This is a genomic window from Dyadobacter soli, from assembly GCF_900101885.1.
In the GTDB taxonomy this organism is placed as follows: domain Bacteria; phylum Bacteroidota; class Bacteroidia; order Cytophagales; family Spirosomataceae; genus Dyadobacter; species Dyadobacter soli.
This window is the reverse complement of sequence record NZ_FNAN01000001.1, coordinates 461,487-481,469: the sequence shown is the minus strand read 5'-3', so window position 1 is coordinate 481,469 and position 19,983 is coordinate 461,487. Positions and strand designations below refer to the sequence as shown.

15 protein-coding genes are annotated in these 19,983 nt (G+C 52.1%); 8 read left to right on the top strand and 7 right to left on the bottom strand.

The genetic code is table 11. From position 1 onward, the window contains the following. Positions 1 to 44: 44 nt before the first annotated feature. A complete protein-coding gene (locus BLQ88_RS01740) occupies positions 45 to 674 on the bottom strand; it encodes a response regulator transcription factor (protein ID WP_090146312.1) in 630 nt (209 codons plus the stop codon). 471 nt (positions 675 to 1,145) lie between these two features. Here BLQ88_RS01740 and BLQ88_RS01735 point away from each other — a divergent pair, with 471 nt between their 5' ends. The 3 genes from BLQ88_RS01735 (at position 1,146) to BLQ88_RS01725 (ending at position 4,216) form a co-directional block, all read left to right on the top strand. Further along, the gene (locus BLQ88_RS01735) at positions 1,146 to 1,793 is read left to right on the top strand and encodes a response regulator (RefSeq protein WP_090146088.1); all 648 of its coding nucleotides are present in this window, start codon (positions 1,146 to 1,148) and stop codon (positions 1,791 to 1,793) included. An 86-nt stretch (positions 1,794 to 1,879) separates the two neighbouring features. Then, positions 1,880 to 2,239 carry a BlaI/MecI/CopY family transcriptional regulator gene (locus BLQ88_RS01730; RefSeq protein ID WP_090146086.1) on the top strand — a complete coding sequence of 120 codons (360 nt, stop codon included), beginning with the start codon at positions 1,880 to 1,882 and terminating at the stop codon, positions 2,237 to 2,239. Positions 2,240 to 2,260: 21 nt separating this feature from the next. Beyond that, positions 2,261 to 4,216, top strand: coding sequence for a M56 family metallopeptidase (locus BLQ88_RS01725; protein WP_090146084.1), 1,956 nt, complete (start codon positions 2,261 to 2,263; stop codon positions 4,214 to 4,216). Positions 4,217 to 4,229: 13 nt separating this feature from the next. On the opposite strand, the gene BLQ88_RS01720 is transcribed toward BLQ88_RS01725, so the two are convergent. Continuing rightward, complete coding sequence (locus BLQ88_RS01720; RefSeq protein ID WP_229212525.1) at positions 4,230 to 5,348, bottom strand: oxidoreductase; 1,119 nt, start codon at positions 5,346 to 5,348, stop codon at positions 4,230 to 4,232. A gap of 158 nt (positions 5,349 to 5,506) precedes the next feature. Between BLQ88_RS01720 and BLQ88_RS01715 the strand changes: the two genes are divergently transcribed. Further along, the gene (locus tag BLQ88_RS01715) at positions 5,507 to 5,785 is read left to right on the top strand and encodes a type II toxin-antitoxin system RelE/ParE family toxin (RefSeq protein WP_090146080.1); all 279 of its coding nucleotides are present in this window, start codon (positions 5,507 to 5,509) and stop codon (positions 5,783 to 5,785) included. A 43-nt stretch (positions 5,786 to 5,828) separates the two neighbouring features. Then, positions 5,829 to 6,119: a HigA family addiction module antitoxin gene (locus BLQ88_RS01710; protein WP_229212524.1), complete on the top strand. Its 291-nt coding sequence runs from the start codon at positions 5,829 to 5,831 to the stop codon at positions 6,117 to 6,119. 30 nt (positions 6,120 to 6,149) lie between these two features. On the opposite strand, the gene BLQ88_RS01705 is transcribed toward BLQ88_RS01710, so the two are convergent. Then, positions 6,150 to 6,746 carry a Crp/Fnr family transcriptional regulator gene (locus tag BLQ88_RS01705; protein WP_229212523.1) on the bottom strand — a complete coding sequence of 199 codons (597 nt, stop codon included), beginning with the start codon at positions 6,744 to 6,746 and terminating at the stop codon, positions 6,150 to 6,152. Between the two features lie 117 nt (positions 6,747 to 6,863). Continuing rightward, positions 6,864 to 7,607, bottom strand: coding sequence for an SDR family NAD(P)-dependent oxidoreductase (locus BLQ88_RS01700; RefSeq protein ID WP_090146077.1), 744 nt, complete (start codon positions 7,605 to 7,607; stop codon positions 6,864 to 6,866). A gap of 99 nt (positions 7,608 to 7,706) precedes the next feature. On the opposite strand from BLQ88_RS01700, the gene BLQ88_RS01695 reads away from it, so the two are divergent. Together BLQ88_RS01695 and BLQ88_RS01690 are read left to right on the top strand one after the other, a co-directional pair. Beyond that, on the top strand, positions 7,707 to 8,096 hold the full coding sequence (locus tag BLQ88_RS01695; protein ID WP_090146075.1) for a winged helix-turn-helix transcriptional regulator: 390 nt from the start codon (positions 7,707 to 7,709) through the stop codon (positions 8,094 to 8,096). 108 nt (positions 8,097 to 8,204) lie between these two features. Next, positions 8,205 to 9,869, top strand: coding sequence for an ArnT family glycosyltransferase (locus tag BLQ88_RS01690; protein ID WP_090146073.1), 1,665 nt, complete (start codon positions 8,205 to 8,207; stop codon positions 9,867 to 9,869). A 1,027-nt stretch (positions 9,870 to 10,896) separates the two neighbouring features. Here the strand turns inward: BLQ88_RS01690 and BLQ88_RS01685 are convergent. From BLQ88_RS01685 to BLQ88_RS01675, 3 genes are read right to left on the bottom strand one after another with little or no spacing between them, the layout of a single operon-like run. Continuing rightward, positions 10,897 to 11,598, bottom strand: coding sequence for a DUF3823 domain-containing protein (locus BLQ88_RS01685; protein ID WP_176884866.1), 702 nt, complete (start codon positions 11,596 to 11,598; stop codon positions 10,897 to 10,899). A gap of 21 nt (positions 11,599 to 11,619) precedes the next feature. Continuing rightward, the gene (locus BLQ88_RS01680) at positions 11,620 to 13,659 is read right to left on the bottom strand and encodes a RagB/SusD family nutrient uptake outer membrane protein (RefSeq protein WP_218132875.1); all 2,040 of its coding nucleotides are present in this window, start codon (positions 13,657 to 13,659) and stop codon (positions 11,620 to 11,622) included. An 11-nt stretch (positions 13,660 to 13,670) separates the two neighbouring features. Next, complete coding sequence (locus tag BLQ88_RS01675) at positions 13,671 to 16,883, bottom strand: SusC/RagA family TonB-linked outer membrane protein (protein ID WP_090146069.1); 3,213 nt, start codon at positions 16,881 to 16,883, stop codon at positions 13,671 to 13,673. A gap of 252 nt (positions 16,884 to 17,135) precedes the next feature. On the opposite strand from BLQ88_RS01675, the gene BLQ88_RS01670 reads away from it, so the two are divergent. Then, positions 17,136 to 19,943: a T9SS type A sorting domain-containing protein gene (locus BLQ88_RS01670; protein WP_090146068.1), complete on the top strand. Its 2,808-nt coding sequence runs from the start codon at positions 17,136 to 17,138 to the stop codon at positions 19,941 to 19,943. Positions 19,944 to 19,983 lie beyond the last annotated feature (40 nt).

The following is a 19,983-nucleotide window of genomic DNA, read 5'->3' as shown; positions in this document are numbered from 1 at the left end:
GTAGAAATATATCGATTATTCTTCGACAGCATCGCGCTTTCCCGTCAGCTCAGCATGGTCACTTTTTCGATCAGCTTGATCAGGCTATTCACCTGCATCTTTTTGAGAATCCGCATTTTATGCGTTCCGACGGTGGTTTTGTTGATATTCAGGATGGCCGCGATCTCCCCTGTCGACTTGCCGGCGATGAGGTGATTCATCACCTGCCGCTCCCTTTCCGAGATACTCATGAGCGGGTTCACGTAACGCACAGAGCGGTTCACCTGGCTTTCCTGTATAATCTGATGCTGCAAGGCCGTACTCGCGTATTTTCCCATCACCATCATGGCCCTGATCGCCTCGTCGAACTTGGCCGACGATGCCAGTTTTGACAAAAACCCGTCCGCACCTGCCTTCATATACGGCAACCCGTAAATGGATTCTTCGAGATCGGTAATCACCAGAATGGCCGTCCCGGGATACAACACCTTCATCCGCTCCACCACGCCCGCCCCGGCCTTGCCTTTGATATCCACATCGAGGATGATCAGTTCGTAAATATTCCGGCTCGCAAGGTCATAAGCTGTGTCGACCGACGAAGCGCTGTCAACCGTCGTTGTGGGATTGATCTCACCGATCTTTTGCTTTAATCCCAGCACGGTCAGGGGTTCGTCCTCGATAATGAGTATATTCATAAAATGGCTGGTTGGCGAACAGAAGCCGGGCAACTGGCCCGTAAATGCTACTGTCATAATTTGCTTCTTCCAAACGTGGAAGTAGTTCGCAATTAAAAGATGTAAAATTAAGAATAAATTTTACACTTTCGTGGCTACACGTAAATGTAGAAATTTCTCTAACACAACTCAAACAAACTCTATTTAAATCTTCCCATGGTGTGAAGCCTCAACTGCTTCAATTCCGCAAACCAGGCTACAAATGCAACTGAAACGCCATTCCGGCGCTTGCTGGCAAGGATTTTTTGTAGAGATAAGTAAAACTTTTTTTGCCGAAGCGGCTATTTAACTGTAAACTTGTACAGACCGCTGAATAAGTTTTACATTAAATAATAGGAGTTTTACTCAATATTTACTGCATTTATTTGATAAACCTTGAATCACAAAAGGTTACGAAACGGTCGCAAACTGAAATAAGTCCTCCTTAAAAAAATGAAAAAAATCTTACTGGTTGAAGACCATGCGATTGTCAGGCTCGCTACCCGGTTCTTGATCCTCGATTTGCTGAACCCGGTGCTTGTCCATGAAGCTGGCTCTTTCAGTGAGACGCTCGCGCAGCTGACCAGTAACCAGGTCGACCTGGTGATGCTCGATATCAACATCCCTGACGGCGAAGGCTTCAACATGATCCCAAAAATCCGGGAAATACAGCCTAAAGTATTGATCATGATCTTTTCGAGCCTCGAAGAAGAGATTTACGCATTACATTATATTAAGGCAGGCGCCAATGGCTTCCTGTCCAAAAATGCTTCCCAGGAAGAGATCAAAAAAGCGATATTGTCCATGCTCGAAGTCGGCAACTATATCAGCACGGCTGTGCAGCAGCAACTTCTCCGCAATACCCTCGAAAATAAACCCAACGGAGAGAACCCGCTCGAACACCTTTCGCAACGCGAGCTGGAAGTGATGGATATGCTCATCGAAGGTTACTGGACCAAAGAAATCGCGATCAAGCTCAACCTTACCGAAAGCTCGGTGAGTACCTACAAAGCGCGTATTTTCGAAAAACTGAAAGTTTCGACACTGATCGAAATGTTCAAGAAAGTCCAGTTTTACAAAAGCCAGAATCCTGGCATTTAAGCATTTACATTTAACCAATTAATTTTTTAGTTGAAATATTTGCCACAACTACGAAACATTCGTAGAATTACGAAAAAATCGTAGTTATGGAAAAATTAACGATCCAGGAACAGGACGCCATGCTGGCCGTCTGGAAAATCGGCGAAGGGAATGTGAAAACCTTTATGGACGCCATGGCCCCTCCCGTCCCACCCTATACGACGGTCGCATCGACCATTAAAAACCTCGAAAAGAAGGGTTACCTCACGAGCCGGATGATCGGCAACGCCTATTTGTACGCGCCGGCAATCACCGAAGAGGCTTACAAACAAAAGTTTATGGGAAATGTGGTGAAAGATTATTTCGAGAACTCTTACAAGGAACTCGTGAGCTTTTTTGCACAGAAGAACAAGATTTCGGCCGACGAACTAAGAGAGATCATCGGCCTGATCGAAGGAAAGAAGTAGTTCATCCAAACGCTATCAGCCATGTCGTCATTCCCGGATTACCTGCTCAAACTATCGGTCGGCTTAGCCCTGATCGCCCTTTTTTACCACCTGATACTGCGCAAACTCACTTTTTACAACGATAACCGGCGCTATCTGTGGCTATACTCTTTTCTCTGCTTCTGCTTCCCCGCTTTCAATATCAACCATTTCATAGCGCCTGAACGCACATCCGCACGTGTATTCGTGCAGAGCGTGCCTTCCATCACCCGCGTAGCCGCACCCGAGGCCGCGACCTTCCCGCCAGGCTTTCCACCGGGCTTCCCGGCTGCACCCTCGACAGTCGCCGAAACCTGGACATGGAGTACCGCCGACTGGATTTTTTACATCTGGCTTGCCGGCGTGGCGGTGATGACTTTGCGCTTGCTGGCACACATCCGCTCCTATCTCCGTATCAGGTCGCAGTCCCGGCTCATTTCGGACGACGGCGTCAAAATTTTCCATTTCGATCTCGAAATGAGCCCGTTCTCATTCGGAAGGGCCATTTTTTACAACCCGCACTTGCACAAAACCGACGAGTTGCAGGATATGATCCTGCACGAATACATTCATGTGCAGCAATGGCATTCACTCGATGTGCTATGGTCCGAAATCCTGTGCATTATCAACTGGTTCAACCCATTCGCGTGGCTGATCCGCAGCGCCATCCGCCAGAACCTCGAATACATTGCCGACCAGAAAGTACTTGAAAACCACCCGGATACGAAAGCTTACCAGTACCTGCTTCTGAAAGCGGCCGTAGGTCCCGAGTTCTCGCTGGTGAACCAGTTCGGCTACCATTCATTGAAACAGCGCTTTGTGATGATGAACAAGAACGCGAGCCCACGGGCATTGACGGCCTGCTTTCTGTTCATTCTGCCTCTGCTCGCGGTAATGCTCGCCGCATTCCGGCCCGACCAGCCCGGCGGGAAGAAAGTGCGGAATTTCTGGAAAACGAATGTGGAAGTCAGCGAAAGGAAACCGCGGAATCTTCTGCACATGGCCGGATTACTGCTCGATGAAACCGGAACGCCGATCGCGGGTTTACCATTGGAGGTCAAACACGACGACATTTACATTAAAACCATCAAAACCGACAAGGACGGCTTTTACTTCGCCGAATTGCCGGTCAAGCCTGAGGAAGGCGTAAGTCACACCTATAAGATTATTTATGATGATCCTGAGCATTACCTCAGCTTCGGTTCCGAGGAAACTTATCATGGCGGATTTAATTTCGGAGAACGCTTCGACTATTACTTTATACGTAAGCGCTCGATGGCGGACTTACGAAACCATTATTATTCAGTCCTTTCCAAACCCTTTTACGACAAATACAATCCCTCGAATACCCGCACGGAGCTCAAAGCTTACCTGCTTGATAACGTAAAACCATACCGGGAAGAAATGGCCCTGAGAGTGGATTTTGTCAAAACGCACCGCTGGTCGAATAATGTGATTACGCTGTACAAAGGCGCCTATTTCGACCGCAAAAAGCAGCTTGTGGGCTACGAGGGCGAGATGAAGATTTTTCTGGACGGCAAAAAAGCGACACCACGGGAAGTTAATGATGCATTCAAAAACTATCCGTACATGCTGAATGAACATCAGGAAAAGCGGAATTGGGGGCAAAACAACTTGAGTACGGAAATCACCTATCTTACCTTCCCGCTTTACCGAGACGCCCCGCCGGCTGCATTGGTGAAAGGCAATGTGCAAGTAAAAGATGCCAAATCCTTCGACCCGGCCAGGTTGAAAAACGAACCCTATCTGCTCGACGGTTTCCGGCAGGTGTACGGCGCCAGCAGCAACCTGATCCCCGAAAAACAGGAGATAAAAAGGGTAATGCTGCTCAAAGGCCGGCTGGCAAAATACTATGATTCGTCGGTAAACGAGATCTGGTGGATCGAAACCCGGCCGGTCAATGAAGTTTTCGAACGGCCGGATTTCGCTGCCAAATAGCACTTTCTGCTGATCAGCAGAACGCCGACTCGTTGCATTGTTCTCGTACGCGTCGTGTATGCGAGAGCGTGAGGCTGGGCTTGATCAGCTCTTTGAAGAAAGGTACTACCGGCTGCCCGGCAGCAACCAGTTCCGGCCAGTTGGGAGAAGCAATAGCCGCGCGGCCGATCGATACCAGGTCGGCCGCGTTGCTATTCAGCAGGGTTTCGGCCAACGCCACATCGTGCATTCCGCCGTTGGCTATCACCGGCGATTTGAGAATGCTTTTTGCAATGCTATTAGAAGAAGTTCCGTCGGGATAAAGGCATTCACGCTCCCAGCGGCCGCCTTCGGCTGCGATATGCACATAATCCGGATCGATTTCGGCCAGTACCGTAAAAATCCGTCGCGCCGTTTCCGCGCCGCCCGGCCAGCGGTATGTGAGGTCATTCACCTTGCTTTCAGAAACCCGTATCCCGACGATAAAGCTCGCCGGCAATGCCGCTTTCACAGCGCGATATACCTCCATTAAAAACCGCAGCCGGTTTCGCTCGTCGCCGCCGTATTCATCGGTGCGGAGGTTAGTATGCGGCGTAATGAACTGATCGAACAGGTAACCGTTGGCCGCATGCAGCTCCACCCCATCGAAGCCTGCCGCATATGCCAGCAATGCCGCATTGACGTAGCCGTTTTTGACATGCTCAAAATCCTCCGCCTGCATTTCTCGCGGCATCGGAAATGGGCTGGGCGGCACCGAATGGTCCGTTGAACGCAGTCCGACAGGCTGTACCGCGGAAGGCGCGATCGTCTCCTCTCCGGTTTCGGACAATGCACCGCCGTGCATCAGCTGGTTAATAATAAGTGCATTGTGGCGACGAACCGCCGTCACAACACCCTTCCAGCCGCTCATTTGCGCCTCATTGGCGACACCGGGCTGGTTGCGATTGGCCTTGCTGAAAAGTTCATCCGTATAAGTGCCTTCGGTAATGATCATCCCGAAGCCTCCCGCCGCAAATGCTTCATAATAGTCCGCCATCTCCTGCGTAGGCACGCCTGCGGCCATTGCGCTCACACGCGTCATGGGCGCTACCACGAGGCGGTTTGCCAGTTTCCGCCCCCGTATTTCCGCAGCGTCAAATATCGTCTTACTCATCGTTTCCATACTTCGTTTTTTGATTACAAAAGTACCGGCGCGACCAGCGGCGGGGCGTATAACTAATTTAATTAAAGTGGTTAAAGTTGTTTAATGTTTATATCGCTAAAATCAAAAAGCACTTGACACCCGTTACGTAACACGTTATATTTGTTAGGATGATAAAAACAATCAACAGCAAGCCGTTAAGACTTTTTTACCAAAAGGGCGATGGGTCAAAATTACCCGCCTCTCAATTGGGAAAGATAGGTTTGATATTAGGTTTGCTGGATGGAGCAGCGCGACCCGAGGACATGGATTTCCCTGGTTCGGGTATGCATAAGCTATCAGGAGAGTACAAGGATTTTTGGTCTGTAAAAGTCAACGCCAATTACCGCATTATATTCCGCTTTGAGGATGGACATGCATACGACGTCGATTATCTGGACTATCACTAAATGGGAGACGAACTCTATGGAAGATAACAAGGTAAAATCACCAATGAAAAACCCTCCGCATCCCGGACAGGTTTTGAAAAGTCTGTATCTGGAACCGCTGGAATTGTCGGTAACGGACGCGGCAAAAGGCCTCGGCGTAACACGTAAAACACTTTCGCAACTGATTAACGGGCATCAGGCCGTGTCTCCCGATATGGCCTTACGTCTTTCGGAGGCATTCAATACAACGCCGCAACTGTGGCTCAACATGCAGCAGAACTTCGATTTACGCCAAGCCGAGCAACGGGAGCGGAATTATACCATTCAACACTTCTGGACTGCTTCCCCCGCATAGCCTATATCAACTCAAATCTGCCTGCTATTATCACGGCCGCGCCAGCTGCTTCCGTATCTGGCTCAGGAACACGGGCGTAATGCCGAGGTAGGACGCGATATACCGCTGGGGCATGCGCTGTTCGAGGGTGGGATATTTGGTGATGAGCGCTTCGTACCGCTCGGCGCCGGTCATGGAAATGGCGTTCAGGATGCGCTGGTCTTGCGAGATGCCGCCCTTTTGTTCGAGCATGCGCCAGAAGCGTTCGAATGCGGGAACGTCCTTATAGAGCTGTTCCAGGTCGTTTTTTTCTATTTGTAATAAAACGGAAGCTTCCAGCGCCACGATGTTGCGGGTGGCCGGGACCTGTAAATGGAAACTGGTGGAATCGGAAATCCACCAGTCTTCCATCGCGAAATGCAGCGTATGGTCATTCCCCTTCTCGTCCATATAAAACGAACGGAGAAAACCCTGGCAGACATAGCTTTCGTGCTGGCAGACATCGCCCTGCTGGACGAGGTATTGCCGGGGAAGCAGTTTGCGGACTTTCAAAAGGGAAACGAAATGATCCTGTTCGGCCGCCGTGAGCTCGATACGGCGCAGAACATGGTCGATGATCATCTTTTGCAATGCGGGGTCTTTTTCCAATGGGTTTGGCGGCCTGGTGTCGGCAGCAAATATTGGAAACTAATCTGTGCGATCCAACCTATGCGCTCCAACCTATGCGGTCCAACCTGTGCGGTCCAACCTATGCGGTCCAAAGATCTAGCTGAGCGTTCCGCCGTCGATGGTGATCACCGAGCCGGTGGTGTAACTATTGGTCGGGCTGGCGAGGAATGCGACGGCGTCTGCGATGTGCTCCGGACGGCCATATTTCGGGATCGACATCATACCACGCTGAAAATCCGAAAACTGCGAATCCGCCGGGTTCATATCGGTATCCACCGGGCCTGGCTGGATCAGGTTCACCGTTATTTCCTTCGGCCCCAGGTCACGTGAAAGACCACGCGTGAAGCCCGACAAGGCGGATTTGCTCGCCGAATACAAAGTCGCCATCGGCACCGCGGAGCGATCGGCCATACAGCTGCCAATGGTGATGATACGTCCGCCGTTCTCCATTTTGCGCGAAGCCGTGAGGCATGCCTCGAAAACGGATTTCACATTCACATTCATCACGTAATCGTATTCGGAAACCGTATGTTCCTCAAAGGCCTTGCCTCCGACGAATACGCCCGCGCTGTTTACGAGTATATCCAGCTTGCCATAATGCGCGATGGTCTGGTCGATGGCCTGCGACACGGCACCTTCTTTACTATTGTCGGATTGAATGGCTACGGCATTCAGTCCTTCCTGGGCGAGCTCGCTCACGAGCGCCTCCGCCTGATCTTTGCTGTTGACGTAAGTAAAAGTCACTTTCGCTCCCTCGGCAGCGAGGCGTTTCACAATGGCTGCCCCGATACCCCGGCTTCCGCCTGTTACAAATGCGACTTTATCTTTTAAGTTTTGCATGATGATAAATTGGTTTTGATTTCATTGCAAAACTATCCTGCTAACTCGTAATTTTACAGGTACTAACATAAATATCAAGTACTAACATAAATGTAAGTTATGCGAAAACAGAGCTCCACGAACCTTGAAAACGAATTATTGATCAACGGAAATTGTGATATGGCCTACACCCTGGACCTGATCGGCGGCCGCTGGAAACCCTCGATCCTCTGGCGGCTGGCCTACGGCGCCATGCGGTACAGCGATCTCCGCCGCAGCCTTCCGGCGGTATCGGAGCGAATCCTGATCCTCCAACTCCGCGAAATGGAAAGCGACGGGCTCATCAGCCGCAAAGTGTACCCGGAAGTCCCGCCGCGCGTGGAATATCAGCTGACCGATCTCGGCAAAAGCCTGGAACCGGTCATCAACATCCTGACCGACTGGGGCGCCGAAAACCGCCCGGATTCCGAAAAGCGAAAGGTGCGTTGTCCCGTATTAACAATTAAATAACACGCTTTTTCGAACGATACTCGTCACAAGTTCAAACCTTCGTGCGTACATCGGCATTGGCAGGCACAATTTTGACTGTGTTGCTGCATCCCCGATTTACGCGACGTTATGAAAAACCGTGACCCGTTTTTGCACCGTTATTTCCCCTGGCTGCTGCTGGCGGGTATTTTGCTCAACATTCCGGGCCTCTGGCTCGATATCATCGAACCCGACGGCGCGCTGTATGCTACCATTGCCAAGCATATTGTGCTGCACAACGACTGGGTAAACCTCTACGGCGACGGCCACGACTGGCTCGACAAGCCGCATTTCCCGTTCTGGATGGCGGCGATAAGCTATAAAGTGTTCGGTATCACCGGGTTTGCCTACAAGTTGCCCGCATTCCTTTTCTGGTTGCTCAGCCTGCGGTACACCTATCTCATTGCGAGGGATTTATATGATGAAGATGTAGCCAAAATCGCGGTACTGATTTACACCGTGGCCCTGCACAGCACATTGGCCAACTTCGACGTCCGGGCCGAGCCTTACCTCACGGCCTGCATTGTCGGCGCGGCCTGGCATATGCTCTGCGTACATGCGAAAGCGCATTGGTCGCACATGGTGTGGGCCGCATTGTTCGCCGCCTGCGCGATCATGACAAAGGGCGTTTTCGTACTCATTACCCTGGCTGGCGGATGGGTCATTTACTGGCTCATTACGAAGCAGTTCCGCGAGTTTGGCAACTACCGCTGGTGGCTGGTGCTGGCATTATGCTTCGTATTTATCCTCCCCGAACTTTACAGCCTTTACGTGCAGTTTGATCTGCATCCCGAAAAAGTCGTGTTCGGGCGTACCAATGTCTCCGGGCTGCGTTTCTTCTTTTGGGACAGCCAGTTCGGCCGGTTCTTCAACACCGGGCCTATTAAAGGAAGCGGTAATGTTACATTCTTCCTGCATACGACACTATGGGCATTTCTGCCATGGTCGCTGGGGCTGGTAGGCGGGATCGTCTACTTGCTGCGTTTCGAGAAAAACCGCGATGCCATCCGCTGGGTAATTTATGGCAGCACGCTGGTAACTTTTCTATTGTTCTCATTGTCCAAATTCCAGCTTCCGCATTACCTCGTCATCGAATTCCCCTATTTCTCGATCATTACGGCTTATTTCTTCACGGAGTTGGCCGCGCGTTCCAAACTGAACCATTTCGTGACCGTGCAAACCGTACTGCTGGTGGTCGCGTTGGTATTCATTTCCGGCCTGCTCTACATTACCCGCATCGAAAACGGCATCGTGGCAGCCGCAGTCGCCCTCGGGATTGTTTTCGCAACGAACATTATCAATTACCGCAATGCCATGCAGCAACTGCTTTTCAAAGGCTACGCGATGGCTGCGATGTTGTACATCTTTCTGTTTCAGTTCTTTTACCCTTTTTTACTACAATACCAATCGGGTATGCAGGCTGCGAGGGTTATTCCTGAAAAAAACCGCGATTTGCCCGTCGCGGCCTATGGCTCATTCTCGTACAGCTTCGAATTCTATTCCCCGGGAGAGGTAAAACTGCTCAAAAGCGGCCAATACCTTGACGATTTCATTGACACCGCGCCCTGTTATCTATACACCACTGCCGCCATCGCCGACAGCCTCATCCGATCCGGCCTCGACGCGGAAGTCCAGGCGTCGCCCCAGCATTTCCATGTCACGAAACTGAAATACGGCTTTCTGGACGAAAAAAAGCGAAGCGCCGTCGTAGAGCCACGTTACCTGCTCTACATCCGCGACGACAACACCCTGTAACACGGCCCAATCGCGTAGCGATGCAACATTGGTAGCAACACAAAATCCGGGGCCCAGTCCGGGAATCCCGTCAGGGATGCAACAACAGAAATAGCGCCTGGCGTGTCGCAATGCCGGGTTGTTACATGCCCAGGGGCATTTTTACAAATGCGCGGTTCTCGTATTGCTACCAATATTACATGCCTGACGGCATTTTTATAAAGAGCGTAGCGCCAAAAAGAACCGCGTTATCTTTACATCCGCGATGACGACAGCCTGAAAGAAACAGCCCCCAAAGACCAAATGGTCCCGGGGGCTCACACTACCTCTGCGTATAAAGTTTCACACATTTCCGCATTTAAAACGTCTGGGAAATCCGGCATCCAAATCGCGTAGCGATGCAACATTGGTAGCAACACAAATCCGAGGCTCAGTCCGGAAATCCCGTCAGGGATGCAACAACATAAATAGCACCTGGCATGTCGCGATGCCGGGTTGTCACATGCCCAGGGGCATTATCAGCGAATGTGTGACTCTGTCTTGCTACCAATATTACATGCCTGACGGCATTTTTATAAAGAGTGAAGCGCCAAAAAGAACCGCGTTATCTTTACATCCGCGACGACAACACCCTGTAAGAAACAAGCCCCCAAAGGACCAATGGTCCCGGGGGCTCACACTACCTCTGCGTATAAAGTTTCGCACATTTCCGCATTCAAAACGTCCGGGAAATCCGGCATTCAAATCGCGTAGCGATGTAATATTGGTAGCAACACAAATCCGAGGTCCAGTCCGGAAATCCCGTCAGGGATGCAACAGCAGGATTAGTACATTGTGGATTGCAATGCCAGGTTGCTATGTGTGGTTGTTGCATGCCCAGGGGCATTTTCAGTGAATATGTGATCCCGGTTTTGCTACCAATATTACATGCCTGACGGCATTTGTCAGTCGTTGTTAAAGTCGCAGCAGGTCACTTGCTTCGCAGCCTCTAAAACAAGCCCCCAAAAGACCAACGGTCCCGGGGGCTCACACTACCTCTGCGTATAAATTAAGGAACCGTTACGGTTTTAATAGTCGTGTAGTTGTATTTTTTATAAGTGTCATTCACCCGCACGCCGATGCGCACGTAATAGGTGGTACTGTATTTCATAGGTACAGACGACGAAATGGTGATCTCCTGGCCTTCCTTATCGACTGTTACCGGCACCACCGCTCCTACTGCCGTATTGTCCCAATTATTATTTCCTACATATTGATTGGTGGAAATAAATAGCTGGTAATCGAGCGGGTTAGGCTTTGTGAGACCTTCCGGCGCGGCATTGCTGGTGAATTTGAAACTGGCCGATAGCTTTTTATCCGCGTTGATCGCAGGCTCACCCGTCCAATCGACATTCAGGTAAGGTATCACAGTAAAATCCTGTTTCGTAGCACCATTGATATCCACCACCTTTTCAACCACGGGATAGAACGGCCCTTCCACCGGCGTCACTTTGTAGTTGCCCGGGAAAAGTTTGTTATTAATAAAAGAGCCATCCTGTTTCAGGTTCAGGAAAAGCGGCAGCGGCGTATTGCTCCAACTGAGCTCCTCCATTTTAAGGCGCGCGCTCGAAGCACCCTGTTCCAGCTGGATTCCCGTGCCGCCGGCATCCACGAGCCGGCCCTCGAATGTCGAATCCGGCGCGGCTACGTCGTCGATCTTGCAGGCGCATAGGACGAGGGGGATGAATAGAATATAAAGTAGACTTTTCATTGTTAAATTCATTTTCAGTGATCAATATTGCTCATTCTGAACCAGTTTCGGGTTTGCGATCAGCTCGCCGCCCGGAATGGCTTCGTAATAATTTTTGGTAGCGATGGTAAAACGCGAACTTCTCTCCTCGAACCGGCAGTCGAAAATGTACTTGCCCTTTACATAATCACTGCTCTCGGCGACCGCACCCTTCGCGAACAGGAACGGGTTGCATTTGCGCCAGATGCGGGCATTCACCTCGGCATCGGCCGTGCGCCAGCGGAGCATATCCCACCATAGTTTGTTCTCGAATGCGAGTTCCTTCCTGCGTTCGATGCGCACGAGCTGCAATCCGCGTGTAGGCGCGAGTACGTACCCGCCTACCCCTGTACCCGGTGCCAGCGCAGGAGCAGACGAGAGCTCGGCGGCGGTTTTGAGCAGCACCGCGCCCCCTCGGTTACGGATCTGGTTGATGTTTTCGAATGCATCGTTCAGCAATGCCACGCCATCCACTTCGGTAACGCCGTTCTGGTGCAGCTCCAATGCAGCCTCTGCGCGGTTGAGCAGCACTTCGGCATATCGCATTTCAATCCACGACTGGTTCGAGCGGTGCAATGCGGTAGCCGCCGGGGCGAGGTTGGGCATGAGCCATTTGCGACCGTGGAAGCCGGTAATGGTCGCATTATTGGCCGATGTCGGGCCGTCCAGCCCGCTCGGGTTGATCGACTGGCCATTCGAGAGCACGATCGGCGTCTGGTTGTTCCAGGTACCGGATTGTTTCACATTGGAATTGTAAAATGCATTCGAATTATACCCGCTCGTCATGTCCTCGGGAATGAATTTCGGGATCGGTACCGACGGATCTACGGTTTCCACCAATGTACCGCGACGCAGATCGGTGCGGACGCCTTTGATTGGCTGTCCTGGCAGCAATACTGTACCCCGCAAACGCGGCTCGCAATTCTCGAAAAGCTGCTCCACGTAATCGTATACAATGTAGTTGCCTTTTTCATCGGTCGTTTTCAGCTGACCTTTGGCATTCTTCGGCAATCCATCGAAGAGCTCCACGTAATCGAGCGTCGGGTTGAAACGGTCGCCGTAAGTCGACGTCATGTGCGGGGGCGCATACACGGCGTCGAAACTGTGTACGGCTTCGGGATAGGAATAGCCTTTGGCGAAAATGGTTTCGGGGCTGGCATTGTCGAGGAAAAGATCGGCATAATTATCGGCGGTGGAAATCTTGTCGCTTGCCGACCATTTTTTCATATACAACGAATATTTGCCCTCGATCGACTTCGCTGCCTGGAATGCCGCTTTGAAATAGTCGTTCGCCTTTTCTTTTGGAATGCCACAAAGCATTATCCCGTCCTTCACGAACGGATTGGCATAACGGGCAATGGAGCCGGCCGTCAATGCCACCCGTGATTTGAATGCGGCCGCGATGTTTTTGTTCACCCTGCCCGACTGCTCGCTGGCTTCCGGCATCGTCGCCATCACGAAATCGAGGTCGGCGAGTATGAAATCGTAGATCTGCTGCTCGCTGCTGCGCGGGATTTGCAGCGATTCGAGCGTGGTACCGTCCAGGGATTGTACGTCTTCGGTAATGGGCACGCCGCCGTACCGCTTCGCCAGCGCGAAATAGGTGAATGCACGCACAAAACGCGCCTCCGCGATCCATTTGTCCACTTTCGGCTGGGTGAGCGACGGTGCGTATTTCGGCAATTCGCGGATGAGGTAATTGGCATTGCGAATCACCTGGTAACCGCTTTTCCAATAGCCGCGCGCCGGGTTCACGAAGCCGCCGTTGTTGCGGTTGGCATTCTCGCCGGTATTCAATGCGGGCGTTGCGATGTTGTTCCAGGTATCGAAACCTTCGGTACCTTCCTGGGCGCTGTATTTGAAATCCTCTATTGGCATCCGGCTGTACAATGCGGCCATGTAGGCCTGCATACCGGCATCGGTGAACGCGTCTTTGTCCTGCACCACGTTGATCGGCGGGATGTCGAGCTCGTTACACGCATAAGTACCACCCAGCAGCATGAGCGCGAGGGCATATTTTATATTTTTGATTTGAAATACCATCTGAATTCGATTTAAAAACTGATACTGGCACCGAGGTTGATCGTCCGGTTGATCGGGTACATATAGCCATACAATTCCGAAGGGTGCTCCGGGTCTAGGCCTTTCACCTTCGTGAATGTGTGCAGGTTATAACCATTCACATACACGCGCAGGCCCTGCACACCTACCCTTTTGAGCAGGTCTTTTGGCAGCGAATAGCCGATTTCCGCGCTTTTCAGACGCAGGTATGCGCCATTCTGAATGTTGCGGTCAGAGTTTTCATCGGCCGTGGTGCCGGTGTAAGCATAATACCCTCTCGTCCATTGGGTGGAAGGATTATACGGATCGGCCGTCGGGTCGTTGGGGTGCCAGCGGTCCATGAAAAACTCCAATGCATTGCCGTCCCATGCCAGCGGCTCGCGCAGCTGCTCACCGTAAGCCACATACGAAAGTGCGGCGCCCTGGAAGAGGATATTGAGGTCAAAACCCTTGTAATCGATAGAACCGGAGAAACCGAAGTTCATGAGCGGGTGGTTCTTCTTAGCGTCACCGCCGACGGTGGTAGTGCTGGCGGGGTTAATGGTGGTGGCTATCGGGTGGCGGTCCATATCGTCGATGGTACCGTCGCCGTTCCAGTCTTCGTAAATGTAATCGCCCGGCAATGTGGCGCGGCCTACGAATGCGTCATGCGAGGCGATCTGCTCGTAGCTCTGGAACTGGCCCGCATACCCCCAGCCAAACCATACGTCGTTGAAACGGTCGCTGCGGTTGTTGCGCCAGTTGTCGTAGGAGTTGCCGGAGCGGCCTCTTTCAATGTAAATGTTGCGCGTCCGCGTGAGCGAAAGGTTACCCGACACATTGTAACGGATCTCATTAATGCGCTTCCGGTGGGAAACCGAGATTTCGAAACCGCTGGTCTGATCGCTGTTCAGGTTTTCCTGCGGCATCGTCGCCCCGAATGTACCGGGAAGCGACATGAGGCGGTTGGCAAGCAAACCAGTACGGTTACGTCGAAAAATATCGAAGGTAACTTCCACCAATCCATTCCAGAAACCCGCATCCAAACCCGCATTGGCCGTTTTTACGGTATACCAGGTAATATTCGGGTTAGGCGAGTTGCGGAAACCCAGCGAGTTCACAAACGACCCGCCGAACATATAGCCACCGGATAATGCCTGGCTATTGCCGTTGAACGGATAATCATAGCCCGAAACAAACTGGTACGAAGAAGCGCCATCATCCCCCATTGTTCCGTAAGAACCCCTGATTTTCAGGTTATCCACGAAACGGAAGGCTGCATGGTTCTTGATAAAACCCTCTTCCGACAACCGCCAGCCCGCCGAAACCGCCGGGAAAAAACCCCATTGCTTACCCGGAGGGAATTTGGACGAGCCGTCGTAGCGGAAACTGAAATCGGCAATGTATTTGCCTTTGAAATCGTAGTTCAAACGCCCCACCAAACCCTTGTTCGCATTCTTCCAGATCGCATTGATGTTGCTGTTACCGACCTGGTTCTGAGCCTTTCCGGCAAACAGGTACTCCATCGGGATGCCCAGCTCGCGGCTGGCGAAGAAGTTGTCGCTGCTGCGGGTGCTTTCTTCGTAAAGTACCAATGCGCCTACATTGTGTTTCTCCTTGAAAGAGCGGTTATAGTTCAATGAAACCTGCATCAAAGTCGACGGCAGCGTATTGTACGTGCGGGTCAACTGATCAGGCAGGTTGTTCGCAAACGGCGCGTAAGTATCGTTGGACGCATTGTAATCGTACAAATTATAAGACTTTTTATAATTGGTGTTGGAGTTGATCCGCGTATCGTAGCTGAACATCCCTTTTGCCATTAGCCCCTCCACCTGCGGCACGGTGTATTCGAGCTGGAACTGGCTTTGAATCCATTTGTTATTGTCCTTTTGATAACCCGAAATATCCGCCGTCGTCAATGCAACCGGGTGCCCGGCGGCCATTTTGAAAAGGTAATCCGGATTGTTGTTGGCATAATTGGTCTCGTTGGGCTGTGCGCGCCAGAGCGGCCCGTAGATCTCGTGCATACCGCCGGCCTGCTGGTTATTTTTGGTATCAATAATCCCGCTGAGCTTCAACGAGGCCCGCAATTGCTTCGTAATCTGCGCATTGACATTCGACCGAAGGTTATATTTATCATAATTGAGATCCTTGCTTTTCCAGAAACCTTCCTGGTACATATAGCCCATATTGATAAAATAATCAACCTTACCGTCCGAAGTACCGCCGCTGGCGCTGAGGTTATGCTGCTGCTGGGGGGCGCGTTTCTGCATGACGAGGTCGTACCAATCGGTGCTTTGCAGCTTTCCTTCGCGGTAAGGCGCGAAATCCGATTCGGAATAGCGGATCGTCGGACTGTTCACGTTGTGCATGCTCTTCTCGTTCATGAGCGTGTACCGCTCGATGGCGCCCACGGGTTTGGGCAAACCCAGGGCGGTCTGGCTGCCGTAGTACATCGAATACTCGATCTTCGCGCGCCCGCTCGCACCGCGTTTCGTGGTCACAAGCACGACGCCGTTCGCCGCCCGCACACCGTAAATGGCCGCTGCGGCGTCTTTCAGGATGGAAATACTTTCGATTTCATTGGGATCGATGCGCGAAATATTGTCGCGCGGCACGCCGTCGATGACGATCAGCGGGTTACCGAAGCCGCGGATATCGAACTGGTTGGAATTGAAATCCCCCGGTTCGGACGATTTCTGCACCACGCGCAGCCCCGGCAGCTTGCCCGTGAGCATATTCTGCACGTTTTGGTTTTTAGTGGTAACGATCTCCTGGCTGTTCACCGATACCACCGCGCCGGTGAGTGTCACTTTCTTTTGGGTTCCATACCCTACCACCACCACCTCGTCGAGGTGCTTGTTGTCTTCGGCGAGGGTAATAGCAATGCTGGTCTGGCTCCCAACCGCGATTTCCTGTTTGGCATATCCTACAAATGAGAACACGAGCACATCGGCGCCGGAATTTACCTGAATGGAAAACTTGCCGTTCACATCGGTGGTCGTACCGGTGGCGGTACCTTTCACGAGCACATTCACGCCCGGAATGCCCTCGCCTTTTTCATCTTTTACAGTTCCCGAAACATCGGTAGCGACTGTCGGGCGGGCTGCATTCGGAGGGTTGCCGGCGGGCCTGCCGCCAGTCCCGAACGCATACGCAGGTGGGTTGGCATGACATAGCAATGCCACGCTCATCGCCCATAAGGGGATGGATAGAGTTTTGTTCATAATTGTTTTTTGGAAAGAAAAAGTTACACGGAGGTAATTGTGAATCCGGCTGCTAATTAAAGTACAGGGTGTTAATGCAGACTTAATTTGGACTTAACTGGCGATTTTAAGGCGATATTTTTTCCCATTTATTCTTTATTAAGTCATAGTTAATCTAAAATTATAGGTGCCCGTCTAGTTTTGGACCAGTCCGCAAGCCGCTTCCGGCAGCCCGGGCTTTTACTCAAATCTTTCACCTTAATCCAAACCTAGATGAAGACCAACTGTTTACTATTGCTCCTGTTACTGGCGGCAGCGCTTCCCTCGTATGCGCAGGTGACGCCCTTCGATGACTGCGAATCGCTTACCGGCTGGGGTGGTGGCGGCAATGCCCTGAGCCTCGACAGCGACGTGCCCGTGCAAGGCACCTATTCCATCAAATCGGAAGGCGGCAGTACCGAGCGCTTCCGCCGGACATTCACCACGCCGGTCAACACCGGCATCGCATCCACGGAATTGAATATCGCCTACCTTCAATTTTCGCTTTACGTGTCGGACGTTACCAAGTTCAGCGCGTCGCAGGGGCAGTTCGAGATTACCAGCTCGGGCAACCCGGACACCGACGAGTACAACTGGAATACCGGGAGCGTGAACCTCCGGAACGGCTGGAACAATGTGGTTCTCCGCCTGAGCGCGGCGGGCAAGCAGGGGAATCCCGACCTGTCGGCCATCAATTTTTTCAGGTATTACAAATTCATGAATGACGGGGAATCGGTGATCGTCAAGATCGATAATATGCGTTTCACCAAAGGCTATGAGGGCAGTGTGCTCAGCGGCGCGCATATTTTCAATGCAGCCGATGCCGTTACGAACTGGTCGGGTGCGGATGCGCTCAGTGCCGACACGGGTAACAAAATCCTGGGAAGCGCGTCGATCGTCAAAACCGGATCGGGTACCAACTGGTTTACCTACAACCCTGCCCCATTCAATACCACGGTGACGGAAGCTGGCGGAGTGGTGAAGTTCTGGCTGTTTGTTTCGGATACGGAAAAAATGAATGGCAATGGCAGCATTGTATTCTCGTCATCGGGCCAGGCCGGGACGGACGAATACCGCTGGAACCTTGCCAACCAGAAGATTCAGAACGGGTGGAACCACGTGATCCTGCATTTGCCCGATGCTGCGAAAACCGGTACGCCAAACCTGTCGGCCATTAATTTTTTCCAGGTCGGCCAGCCGCTGTCGGCCGCCATTACCGCGCGGATCGACGAGATCGAGTTTTATGAACCTGTGGCGGCTACCACGCCTGTTCCGTCTGCAAACACATTGAACGGGAAGGTTATGTTCGGCTACCAGGGCTGGTTCGGGCTGCCAACCGACGGTAGCCCGACGCACAACTGGTGGCTGCATTGGTTCGGCGGCGCACCCGACCATGCCAACGCGACGGTGGATATGTGGCCGTACCTGGGCGACTACCCTTCCAGTGAACTCGTGGCAACTAATATGGTGTACAGCAACGGATCCCCGGCGAAGCTATTTTCGAGCTACAACTACAATACCGTTGACCAGCATTTCAAATGGATGCGCGAACATGAGGTCGATGGCGTTTTCCAGCAGCGCTTCCTGCAAAACTTCCGCACGGGCGACTCGCGCGTACCGCGGCATTTTGAAAAAGTAATCGAAAACGTACAGACGGCCAGCCTGAAATACGGTCGCGTGTATGCGATCATGTACGATCTCTCGGGTGCGGACGCGACTTCCACGGAAGCCGTTATCGCCGACTGGAAGCGCCTTGTGGACGAAATGGGCGTTACTTCCGAAAGCAACTACCTCTGGCACAAGGGCAGGCCGCTGGTGGCATTGTGGGGCCTCGGCCTTGCATCGAGCCCCGACGCTACCGCAGCGCGTTCCGACAAGCTCGTCAAATGGTTCCGCGACGGCGATCCTACTGATCCAACGGACGATCCTAAATACCGCGCGGCCGTGATGGGCGGCCTGAACAACAACTGGCGCAGCCACACCACCGAATGGCTCGCGGTGTACGACCAGCTCGATGTGATCAGCCCGTGGTCGGTGGGGCGGTATAGCAACGAAAGCGGCGCCAATGCATTCGCGATCAGCACCGTAAGACCGGACATGGCTTATTTGCAGCCGAAAAACATTGATTATATGCCGGTTATCTTCCCGGGTTTTTCTTGGTTCAACCTGCAAACCGTGCGTAATAACCCTTCGGCGGCCATTAAGAACTCCATTCCGCGCAATGGCGGCAGCTTCCTGTGGCAGCAGTCGCAGAATGTGATCAATGAGGGCGCGAGTATGATTTACCTGGCGATGTTCGATGAAGTGGACGAATCGACATCATTTTTTAAAATGGAGAAATTCGCCGACCATACCCCGAAAGGCGGCAATACCTGGTTCCTCTCCCTCGACGCGGACGGCTACGACCTTACGCCCGACTGGTACATGGGCATTGCCGGTTATACCAAAAAAGTGCTCGCAGGAAAGGCGACGAACAGCCTTTCGGTGCCGCTGTACCCGAATGCGCTGAGTACCACGGCCGGTCAGCCGCTGCCTGTGACGCTGGTCAGTTTTGCGGCACAAACCGAGCAGAACAATGCATTGCTCGCCTGGCAGACCTCGCAGGAAACCAACAGCTCGCATTTTGAAATACAGCGTAGTACCGATGCAAAATCATTTATCACCATTGGAAAACTCAATTCACACCAAAATTCCAATGCGGACAACGACTACCGGTATACGGATGCCAACCTGCCAGCCGGCCGCTTTTACTACCGTTTGAAAATGGTCGATCTGGACAATTCCTTCGCGTACAGCAGCATTGTGACGGCGCAGATCGAGCAATCTATCACCGTGAATGTGTTCCCGAACCCGGCCGCAAATGTGGTATCGGTACAATCGGATGCGCGGATTTTGCAGTTGGACATCGTGAATGCCGCCGGACGGAAAATGCATTCATCCGCCCCCGGCAAGCCGCATTTTGAACTTAATATCGCCAACTGGCCCTCGGGTACTTACATTTTGAAGATCGACGGTGTGGAGCGGAAGATTGTTAAACCTTAGATTCAATCACTGAAATCACAGGTAACAGCGCCCCGGTCGG